The following is a 10,908-nucleotide window of genomic DNA, read 5'->3' as shown; positions in this document are numbered from 1 at the left end:
TCGTTCAGCAAGAGAGATCACCCCTTTCTTCCTGTTAACTTAGCTTGTTTTGTCAGGATGATAGGGTGGTCTCTCGACTCTTTTCAACCCGGAAAGCGCCTACTGAAACGATACAGCACCGAGAGAGCACCCCTTTCGTTCTGTCGACTTAGCTTGTTTTGTCAGGATGACAGGGTGGTCTCTCGACCTTTTTCAGACCCTAAAGCGCCTACTGAAACGATACAGCACTGAGGCCGCTCCCTTCATCGTGTCTGTTCGCGCGCTCCGCCGGGGTGAAAGGCGGCCTATCGATCCATTTCTAACCCGAAAGCCCCTGCCGGGAGGATACGGCACCGAGACCGGGATCTCTCCCTGTCGTTTCGTTTTCTTTTCCAAGAGGACAGGGTGGGAGTCGACGTTTCCAGACTGATGACATATCGTGAGATGCAACGCAACGACAGGTGGCCTCCGACCCCTTCGTGTTCCCGGGTGCTTGCTCGGATGAAAGGGCATCGGGTTGCCGGTGAGCCGTTGAGAAGCGGTGCCCGGTGCTCGACGCCGAAGTACGTTAGGGCTTCTCCGTACCCGCTCATGTTCGAAGGATAATAACCGGCGCCCGAGTGAACGGGGCGCGGCAGGGCGCCCTGCGTCACGCATATGTGCCTGAGAGCCTTACCCCCGAGGTTGTTTCCCTGAGACGGCCAGCCGTCCTGTCGGCCCAACCGGCTTCCCGAAATCTACCTGCAGCCGTATGGGGAAGCCCATGACCACAAAGCGCGAAGGCCCGTAGGCTTACGGCTCCCATTCTCGGTGGGGGTACAATTATGTTAGGCCTGGGCGCTGCGCGCCGAGGCCTAAAAGGCTTGCCTTGAAACGCACTCCACGAGGGTAGCGAAAGGAGCAGGGGGAGACGGCACGGAAGCGGGTCGGCGAGGGAGGGGTTGAATCGCGGGCCCGTCGGTCGGGAGAGGGTGGAGGGAGGGCAGGGGATGCCCTGTCCGTCAGGGGCCAGAGGATGCCTTATCGATTGAGCGAAGGGATGTCCTATGCGGGATATGGGAAAAGGGGAAGAGCTCCTGGAATTCATCAGGGGTGAGGTGGAGGCCTCCCTGGACGGGGAGCTTCCGGAGGCCGTTCCCGGAAGGGGACGCCTGGTGATACGGGCCACCGAGGAGGCCCACCCCTTCCTGGTCGCTTACCTGTTCCGCCTTTTCCCCGGGACCCTCCTGGTAGCCGTTCCGGGCACCCGGGAGGTAGAGGAGATGGTCGAGGGCTTGCGCCTCATGCTCTTCCCCGGCGAGGTGATGGAGTTGCCTTTCCGGGAGCTGGTCATAGCCGGGAAGAGAGGCGAGGACCCGGAAGCCGTGTCCCTGCGCGCCAGGGCCCTGGCCGCGCTGCGGGAGGGGCGACACGCGGTGGTGTGCTGTGAGGCCCTCGCCCTTGCCCATCCCGTCCCGGCCGGGGAGCTCTCCGCCCTGCCCGTGCGCCTGCGGGAGGGAGAGGAGGCCGACCGCGACGGCGTTCTGGAGCGTCTGGCGGACATGGGTTACGTCCGGGAGTACCTGGTGGAAGGCGGCGGGCAGTTCGCCGTGCGAGGCGGGATACTGGATGTCTACGACCCCGCGCTGCAGGCCCCGGTGAGGGTGGAATGGTTCGGCGACCGGGTGGAGCGGATAAGGTTCTTCGATCCCCTGGACCAGCGTTCCCGGGAGGGGCTCCGGGAGGTGGAGTTCTTCCCGGTGCGCCCGGGACCCGGGGAACCCCGCCGCCTGGGGGAACTGCTCGGGCCCGGTTGCGCGCTGGTCCTCCTCCAGCCGTACCTCCTGCGCCGCTGCTGGCGCGACGCGGAGGAGGCCGCGGAACCTGACCTGGAAGATATTGCCAATCGGACCGCGCTTGTCGAGCTGGACCCGCTGGCCGGCGCGTCTCACCTCCAGCTTCGTTCCCGGGCCGCGGGCGATTTCGGGGGGAGGGTGGGTGAATTCCTCCGCGAGCTCAAGGAGACGGTCGAGGAGGGTTTCCGGGTAGTGGTCCTCCTGGAGACGGAGGGTCGCCTGCAGAGGATGCGGGAGGCCGCGCTGGAAGAGGGGATCCCGGTGGTAGACGGGGGCCTCCCTTCCCCGGGCACGGTGCGCCTGGCCGCCCTGAGCTGGGGCCGTGGCCTAGTCCTGCCCGACCGGGGGCTGGCCCTCTTCACCGACGGGGATGTCTTCGGCCGGCGGCGGGTGCGGGTGGCGGCGGGGGAACGGGGCGCGGGCCGTCCCCTGGAGGGCTGGTGGGAGCTGGAGGAGGGCGACTTCGTGGTCCATGTGAACCACGGCATCGCCGTTTACGGGGGCCTGGTGAGGCGCGAGGTGGAAGGGACGGTGCGCGAGTACCTCCTCCTCAAGTACGCGGGCGGGGACGCGCTTTACGTGCCCGTCGATCGCATCGACCTGGTCCACCGCTACGTGGGGGCGGAGAAGCCCGAGGTGCACCGCCTCTCCGGCCACCACTGGAGGAAGGTGAAGAGGAGGGCCCGGGCCTCCGCAAGGGAGATGGCCCTGGACCTCCTGCGCCTCTACGCGGAGCGCATGGCCGCCGAGGGCCACGCCTTCGCGCCCGACGACCCCTGGCAGCGGGAGCTGGAGGACTCCTTCCCCTACGTGGAGACCCCGGACCAAGAGCGGGCCATCCGGGAGGTCAAGGAGGACATGGAGAAGCCGGTGCCCATGGACCGCTTGGTCTACGGGGACGTCGGTTTCGGGAAAACGGAGGTGGCGGTCCGCGCCGCCTTCAAGGCGGTCATGGACGGCAAGCAGGTCATGGTCCTGGTGCCCACCACCGTCCTCGCCCAGCAGCATTACCGCACCTTCACCCAGCGCTTCCACCCCTTTCCGGTGCGGGTGGAGGTGCTTTCCCGCTTCCGCACGCCGCGCGAGCAGCGCGAGGTCTTGGAGGCCGTGGCCAGGGGGGAGGTGGACGTGATCATCGGTACCCACCGTCTGCTGCAGGAGGACGTGAGCCCAGCGGACCTGGGGCTCTTGATCGTGGACGAGGAGCACCGCTTCGGGGTGGCCCAGAAGGAGAAGATGAAGGCCCTGCGCCGCAACGTGGACGTCCTCACCCTCACCGCTACCCCCATCCCACGCACCCTGCAGATGTCCCTCTCCGGGATACGGGACATGAGCATAATGGACACCCCCATCGAGGACCGGCGGCCGGTGATCACCTCCGTGGGGCCCTACGACGAACAGGTCGTTCAGGAGGCCATACGCAAGGAACTGGCCAGGGGCGGCCAGGTCTTCTACGTCCACAACCGGGTGCAGAGCATCGAGAGAGCCGCCCGGCGGGTCCGGGAGCTGGTGCCCGAGGCCCGCGTGCTGGTGGGCCACGGGCAGATGCGGGAGAGCCGCCTGGAACGGGTGATGGACGATTTCGTGGCCCACCGTGCCGACGTCCTGGTGTGCACCACCATTGTGGAGTCCGGGCTGGACATCCCCAACGTGAACACGCTCATCGTGGACGGCGCGGAGCACCTGGGACTCTCCCAGCTCTATCACCTGCGGGGGAGGATAGGCCGCGGCGACCGACAGGCCTACGCCTTCTTCCTCTTCCATCCCGGCGGGAAGGTCACCGACGGAGCGGCCCAGAGGCTCAAGGTGATACGCGACTTCTCGGAGCTGGGGTCAGGACTGCGGGTGGCCATGAAGGACCTGGAGATAAGGGGGGCGGGGAACCTGCTGGGTCCGGAACAGCACGGTCACGTGGAGGCCGTGGGTTTCGAGCTCTACTGCCGCATGCTCGCCGAGGCGGTGGACGAGTTGCGGGGCATCAGAAGGCCCCGGGGTTCCAAGGTGACCATAGACCTCCCCCTGCGGGCCTTTGTGCCGGAGGAATACATACCAAGGGCCTCGCGGCGCCTGGAGCTCTACCGCCGCCTCGGCGAAGCGGAGGGTGAGGGGGAGGTGGATTCCCTGGCCGAGGAGGTTCGGGACCGTTACGGCCCCCTCCCCGTGGAGGTGGAAAGCCTCTTCGCCTCGGCCCGGCTGCGCCTCGCCTGCTTGGAGGCGGGGGTGCGGGAGGTGGGTCACGAGCGGGACGCGATCACCGTCCGCCTCTCGGGGCGGGGGCCGCTGGCACCGGGAGAACTCCTATCCGCGGCGGAGAAGGGCGGCTATCCCTGGAGGAGGGCTGACTTCCGCGAAGGGCTGCGGGAGGTGGTCCTCTCCTTTCCCCCCGGCTCACGGCCGGGGTCGGAGGCGAGCCATGTGGAAAGTATTACCAGGTGGCTCAAGGAAGCCGTATCTGTCGCGAGGAAGGGATGAAACGCTGGCTCAAGGAAGCCGGCTCGGCTGCGGGGAGGAGATGACCCGCAGCTCATGGGGAGGGCGCGCGTCAAGCCTGTCACCGCAGCCCTTCACGTGGCCGGGCTGCCCTCGCCGGGCCTGGGATGAGGATTGACGGTGCGTGGCTGGAAGGGGCCTCGCGGAGAAGGGGGAGGCGCGCGGGGACGGACTTTGAAGGTGATATACTACTAACCCGGCGGAGGGACGAGGCATGAGGGAGGGCCCCGTTGCCTTCCTCGCCGATCGCCCCGGGAACCGCGCGGGGTCGGTACAGCCGGCATGGGGGCGAGGTGCCCGGCCGCCGTTCTCCCGCGAGGGGTCGATGATGCCGGTCCATGGCGGTGGGTCCGCCGGTCGGCGCAGGGGCATGGAGATGGCGCGAATGGGTTGTCATACCGGGGGTATGGGGATCCGGGGCGGAAGTGTAGGGTGCGGATGGTAGAAGTTGGAAGCGAGGACCATGCGGTGAGGGCTGAGGACTGCGGAGGCGGGGAACGGTGAGCGGGGAGCGTCCGGTGGTCCACGTGCTGGGGCTGGGCCCGGGGCCCCTGCACCTCCTGACATTGGAGGCCTGGGAGACGCTCCAGGCCGCGGACGAGGTCCTCCTGCGCACGGAAAGGCACCCCTGCGTGGAGGAGCTGAGGAGGCGGGGAGTACGCCTGCGTCCCCTGGACCGCTGGTACGAGGATTCCGAGGACCTGGAGGAGGCCTACAGGGGGATCGTGGGCGAGGTGGTGCGCCGCGCCGCGGAGCGTGGGACGGCCTGGTACGCCGTTCCCGGGCACCCCCTGGTGGCGGAGCGCACGGTGAGGATGCTCTTGCGGGAGCCGGTAGAGGTCCGCCTGCACAACGCGGTGAGCTTCTTCGACGCCGTCCTCTCCGTCCTCCGCCGCGATGCCCTGGAAGGGGTCCTCCTGCTGGACGGGGAGAGCCTGGCGGAGGCGGGCGTGAGGGCCCTGGACCTCAGGGTGGGGCTCATGGTGGCGCAGGTGGACTCCAGGCTCAAGGCCTCCGAGGTGAAGACCGTGCTCCTTGAGGCCTACCCTCCCGAACATCCGGTACAGGTGATCAAGGGCGCGGGGTGTCCCGGGGAGAGGGCGGAGGCCGTCACCCTGGAGGAGCTGGACCGCGCGGAGAGGTTCGACCACCTCACCACCATCTGGGTGCCCCCGCTGCCGGAAGCGGAGATATTCGACTTCCGCCGCCTGGTGGACATCGTGGCCCGGCTGAGAAGTCCCGGGGGTTGCCCGTGGGATCGCAAGCAGACCCACGAGTCGCTGGCCCGCCACATGGTGGAGGAGGCCCACGAGGCGGTGGACGCCATCGGGCATCGCGACTGGGACCACCTGTGCGAGGAGCTGGGGGACCTCCTCCTCCAGGTGGTCCTGCACGCCCGCTTGGGTGAGGAGGAGGGGACCTTCGACATCCACGACGTGCTGCGCCTGATAATCGAGAAACTGGTCCGCCGCCACCCCCACGTCTTCGGGGAGGCGGAGGCCCGCACCCCGGAGGAGGTCATCTCCCGCTGGGAGAGGATAAAGGCCGAGGAGCGGGGAGAGCCCTCCCTCTTGGACGGTATCTCCGAGGGACTGCCCGCCCTCCTCCATGCCTACAAGTTGCAGTCCCGGGCGGCGAGGGTGGGCTTCGACTGGGAGGCGCCGGAGGAGGTCCTCCCCAAGCTCCGGGAGGAACTGCGGGAGGTGGAGGAGGCCTCGCGGCGCGGCGGGGAAGACCTGGAGGAGGAGCTGGGGGACCTCCTCTTCACCGTGGTCAACGTGTGCCGCCACTTCCGGGTGGACCCCGAGATCGCCTTGCGGCGCTCGGCGCGCAAGTTCGCGGCTCGCTTCCGGTCCATGGAGGAGGAATGCCGCCGGAAGGGGCGGGCCATGGAGGAGATGAGCCTGGAGGAGCTGGACTCCCTCTGGGAGGATACGAAATAGGGCAAAGGGACGCTTCCTGGCGGTACCCGTGGGGGGAAAGCCGGGTGGAGGCCCAGAGAAGCCCCTTGCCATATGGACGGCGCTCGCGCCACCGGGCAGGCATGAGGACACGAGTTTACGAGGCAGACAGACTTACGAGGGACACAAGACGGATGGTCCGGTTGACCTCGAGGCCTCATGGAGCGGATCGATCCGGCATGGAGGAACAAAGGAAAGGTTAAGGTTATCCAAAGTAGCATACGGGCGGGAGGGTCGTGCAGGCGGGAATGAGCGGGAGAACAGTACAGGCGGGAATATAGGCGGGGAGAGCGGGAGGACAGAACGGGCGGGAGAGTCTATAGGCGGGATCGAGCGTGAGAGCAGCAGGAGCGGGAATATAAGCGGGAGCGAGCGGGAGAGTGGCACAGGCGGGAGCGAAAGGCGGGTGGGCGGGATGTTGGCCGGGAAAGGGAAAGCGCGGATGAGGCGTACGGTGGCCGTTTGCGTGGCGGCGGCGGCCGCGGCGTTACTCTTCTGTTTTCCGCCCGGCGGCGGGAAGGCGCTGGCCCTGCGCGAGACCTACGTCTTCGACGGGTCGGGCTGGGGGCACGGCGTGGGCATGTGCCAGTACGGGGCGCGGGGAATGGCCGCCGCCGGCTTCAATTATCAACAGATACTCACCTATTACTACCAGGGGACGCAAGTCAGCGACTGGGCCTGCCCACCATCCGTCCGCGTGGGGTTGCTGGAGGGCCAGAGCGAGATACAGCTGGTGGCCGACAGCGGCAGCTTCGTCCTCTTCACCTCGGGAGGAGACATACCGGGGGGCACGATCAGCCCCGGCGGTACCTGGAAGGTGAAGCCCTCCCCCGACGGCCGCTTCCTCATCTACAGACCCGACGGTTCCCTCCTCAACGGGACGTCCTACGGGAGCACCTGGCAACCGGTGTACGTCAGGGGTTCGACGGAGGGGGACGTCCTCCGTCTTCCCCAGAACGGCAACCGCCGCCTGAGCCACCTGACCTCCATCACCCCCCTGGAGCTCAACGTCTACGGTTCCCCCTATGCCTTGCGGGCCATCCTCATCTCCTGGTTTGAGACCTACCTCAAGGGCGTGGCCGAGGTACCGGGGAGCTGGCCTCAGGAGGCGGTGAGGGCCCAGGCGGTGGCGGCGCGCTCCTACGCCGTGCGCTCCATGGGCAAGCACGCCTCCTCCAACTACGACCTCTGTGACGAGACCCACTGCCAGTACTACCAGGGCTACGACAAGGAGAAGGACACCGGCTGGGTGCAGGCGGTGCAGTCCACACAGGGGAAGGTCCTCACCTACCAGGGCCAGGTGGCCCAATGCTTCTACTCCTCCTCCTGCGGGGGGCACACGGACAACAACGAGGACGTGTGGGGAGGGAGTCCGGTTCCCTACCTGCGCGGCGTCCCCGACCCCTACTGCATGGACGAGGTGAACCCCTACGCCCACTGGACGGTGACCTACACGCGGCAGGAGATCGAGTCCAGGCTCAACGCCTCCTCCGCCACTCAGGTGGGGACCCTCTACTCCGTGGACCTCTCCAGCCGCACCCCCAGCGGCAGGGTGAGGTGGGCGGTCTTCAACGGGAGCGCCGGGAAGGTCACCCTCTCCGGGGAACAGCTCCGCTCCGTCCTCGGCTTGCGCAGCGCCATGGTGAGCCTCCGCTCGGAGAACTTCGAGGAGTACGTCCTTTTGGCCAACCCCTCCGGGAGTCAGGCCGGGGCCGTGGTCAGGATGGCCGGCGGCGGGAGGACGGCGGAGGTCACCGTGGACCTCCCTCCCTTCACCCGGAGGACGGTGCGGGTCAACGACCACCTGGACGGTGAGGAGGTGGCGGTGCAGGTGGAGGCCGACCGGGACATAGTCGCCGAGAGGGCCATGTACTTCAATTACCGGGGGAGCCTGGACGGCGGCTCCTGCAGCCCAGGCGTGTCGAGCCTTTCCAATAACTGGTATCTAGCGGAGGGGTACACCGCCCAGGCTTTCGATTCCTGGGTGCTACTCTACAACCCGGGCGGGGATCCCGCCCAGGCGACGGTGCGCCTCATGCGCGAGGACGGCTACACGCGGGACTTGGCTCTGGAGGTGCCGGCTTCCGCCCGCCTGACCCTTCCCGTGGACGCCCAGGAGGGCTTCTCCGCCTGCGCCTTTTCCGCCCGCGTGACCTCCAACCGGCCGCTGGCCGTGGAACGGGCCATGTACTTCGACTGCGGGGGGAGGAAGGGGGGACACACGGCGGAGGGCGCCCCCGAGCTCTCCACGGACTGGTATTTCGCCGAGGGGTACACGGGAGGCGGTTTCGACACCTGGGTACTGGTGGGGAACCCCGGAGGGGAGCCGGCGAACGTGGAGTTCACCTTCCTCCCCCGCACGGGGCAGGCGTTCACCGTGGCAAGAACCGTACTCGCCACTTCCCGGCTGACGCTCCACGTGGACGACCATCTCCCGGATGCCGAAGTGGCCGTGCGTGTCCACAGCGACAAGCCGGTGGTGGCGGAGCGGGCCATGTACTTCGGCTACCCGGGCCGGGACGGAGGGAGCTGCGCCATGGGTTCCCGTGCCACGGCTGCCCGCTGGTTCCTGGCCGAGGGGTACACCGGAGACCTCTTCGACGAGTACGTGCTGGTCAGCAATCCCCTGGAGGAAGGGGCGCGGGTGAGGATATCCCTCTTCACCCAGGGGGGACTCCAGAAGGAGGTGTATGCCGATCTGGCCCCCCGTTCCCGGTACACTCTTCACGTGGACGACCTGGTCCCCTCGGAGGACGTCTCCACGCTGGTGGAGGAGGTCAACGGGAGGGGCGTGGTAGTGGAGCGGGCCATGTACTTCGATTACGGTGGGAGGAAAGGAGGCCACGCCTCGCAGGGGCTCACCGGTACCTCCATGATCTGGTACTTCGCCGAGGGCTACACGGGCTCCTGAGGTGCAGGGCCAGGATCCGTAACCTCTCCCCCAAGCGACGAACCCACGGGCTGGACCCGGCTCTCGTCGGCCATGGCCACCTCCACGCGGACCTCGGTCTCCGCGGGACAGGCCAGGGTCATCTCCACCTCGAGCGAGCGGCCGCTCTTCCTCCGGCGGGCCTCTCCGTAGTTCACCAGGCGCAGGCCGTAGACCATGTCTTCCCGCGGGGAGGAGCATTTCACGGAGAGCAGGCGGTCCTCGTCCGGCTTGCGCCAGTTCATCCAATGTACCCAGAGCTGTATTTCCAGGCGATGTATCCCCCCGGGGACGGCGGGCAGGGCGGCGGTCCAGGTACCGTTTTCCCCGGGGCGGAAATCCTTCCCCGTGAGCCGCACCGGTTCTCCTATGGCCGGCGAGTCCTCGCCCACCTTCTCGAAGACCAGGCAGTTCCAGGCGCCCTCGGCGGCGGGGCCCAGGCGGCGGTTTATCTCCCCCTCCATGTCCCCGCGGCGCAGGAAGCCCAGGGAGGTGAAGAGGGCCGTCCACCAGTCGAAGCTGGCGGCGATGAGGTGCCCGTGGATGGGGTAGCCCTCGATGTCCCGGACCAGGTGGCGAAAGGAGGCCAGGTCGACGACGTGCTTCCGGTAATAGTTTATCCGTTCGGGCTGGACCTTCCCCTCCAGGCAGCCGTCCGGCCCGTAGGGGTTGGCCCCGTAACAGGGGATGCTCGCCCAAATCCAGCGCGAGGTGAGGCGCCGCAGCTCCTTCACCACCTCGCGTATCTGGGTGGGAGGGATGTGTTCCAGGACCTCCAGGGCCAGCACCAGGTCGAAGTACCCGTCCGGGAAGTGGACCTTGCGGTACTCCTCGACCTTTAGATAGGGCTCCACCTCCGCCGGAGCCTCGCTGACCGCGTAATCGCTTATGTCTATCCCCCACGCCTCCACGCCTTCCCGGCGCAGGGCCAGGACCTGATATCCCTTGGCGCATCCCACGTCCAGGACCCGCGTGGGCCGGAAGAGGTCGCGGGCCACGACCGCCACCTCGCGGAACTCCTCCCGGTAGGTGAGGGCCTCCCCGTAACCGCTCTCCCGCAGGGGGTCCTTCTTGCGGTCGAAGTAATCACGGGAATAGAACTCCGGACTGCGCACCCGCCGGTAGATGGATCTCCGGGGTAGCACGCGGAAGAGGGCCTTGCGCAGCCTGCGTCTTAACCACCGCCCGGCGCGTCCCGCCAGATGTCCCGCTCCTCCGTCCTCCGGCCGTTTTCCTCGCATGCGATCCACCTCCTCCCTCCGCGCCCCCGAGCGTATCCGCGGCGCCGTTGCCGGCGCATCTTGGAGCGTCAACCCTGATGCTAGCTGAGGAAGTGCGTGAGCCGGATGTTATTATAATCTATAATCAATGACCGCATTGGTGGTGGTTGACGCTGATTGTGAGCCAGGCTTTCAGTATAAGGGAGGAAAATTAGTGGTGTTTGATTTCCAGAACACATTATATGCCCCTAAAAGGCAGACTTTGAGTCGCCAATTCGAGCCTGCTTACCATATGCCGAAACGGGATTGTGGGGGGTTTTGGGAAGGCTTTTTATTGAGAAGCGATTTCCAAAGGTCATATATAGGAATGTTGGACGAGGGGGCTTGTGCGGTGGTCGGTAATATAATAAGGTTATAAAATTATGGAAAAACACGTAATAATTGGCCAGTATTTGAGAAAGCTTATCTTCTACAGAGAGCTTCTCTATAATCTG

Annotated in this window: 4 protein-coding genes; 3 read left to right on the top strand and 1 reads right to left on the bottom strand. The window is 66.6% G+C overall.

The features are described 5' to 3' along the window. Window positions 1-1,025: 1,025 nt before the first annotated feature. From mfd to H7007_RS05700, 3 genes are all read left to right on the top strand, one after another. Window positions 1,026-4,286 (top strand): transcription-repair coupling factor, encoded by a 3,261-nt coding sequence (mfd, locus tag H7007_RS05710; RefSeq protein ID WP_287153792.1) that lies wholly within the window; start codon window positions 1,026-1,028, stop codon window positions 4,284-4,286. A 518-nt stretch (window positions 4,287-4,804) separates the two neighbouring features. Then, on the top strand, window positions 4,805-6,247 hold the full coding sequence (gene yabN / locus H7007_RS05705) for a bifunctional methyltransferase/pyrophosphohydrolase YabN (protein WP_287153791.1): 1,443 nt from the start codon (window positions 4,805-4,807) through the stop codon (window positions 6,245-6,247). A gap of 460 nt (window positions 6,248-6,707) precedes the next feature. Next, window positions 6,708-9,176, top strand: a complete 2,469-nt coding sequence (locus H7007_RS05700) for a SpoIID/LytB domain-containing protein (RefSeq protein WP_287153790.1) — start codon at window positions 6,708-6,710, stop codon at window positions 9,174-9,176. Here the strand turns inward: H7007_RS05700 and H7007_RS05695 are convergent. Further along, window positions 9,161-10,435, bottom strand: coding sequence for a class I SAM-dependent methyltransferase (locus tag H7007_RS05695; RefSeq protein WP_287153789.1), 1,275 nt, complete (start codon window positions 10,433-10,435; stop codon window positions 9,161-9,163). The genes H7007_RS05700 and H7007_RS05695 overlap by 16 nt on opposite strands. Window positions 10,436-10,908 lie beyond the last annotated feature (473 nt).

Source organism: Candidatus Solincola tengchongensis (assembly GCF_015711935.1).
GTDB classification, from domain to species: domain Bacteria; phylum Actinomycetota; class Geothermincolia; order Geothermincolales; family RBG-13-55-18; genus Solincola_A; species Solincola_A tengchongensis.
Note: the sequence above shows the minus strand (reverse complement) of the source record. Positions and strands in the feature narration are given on the sequence as shown.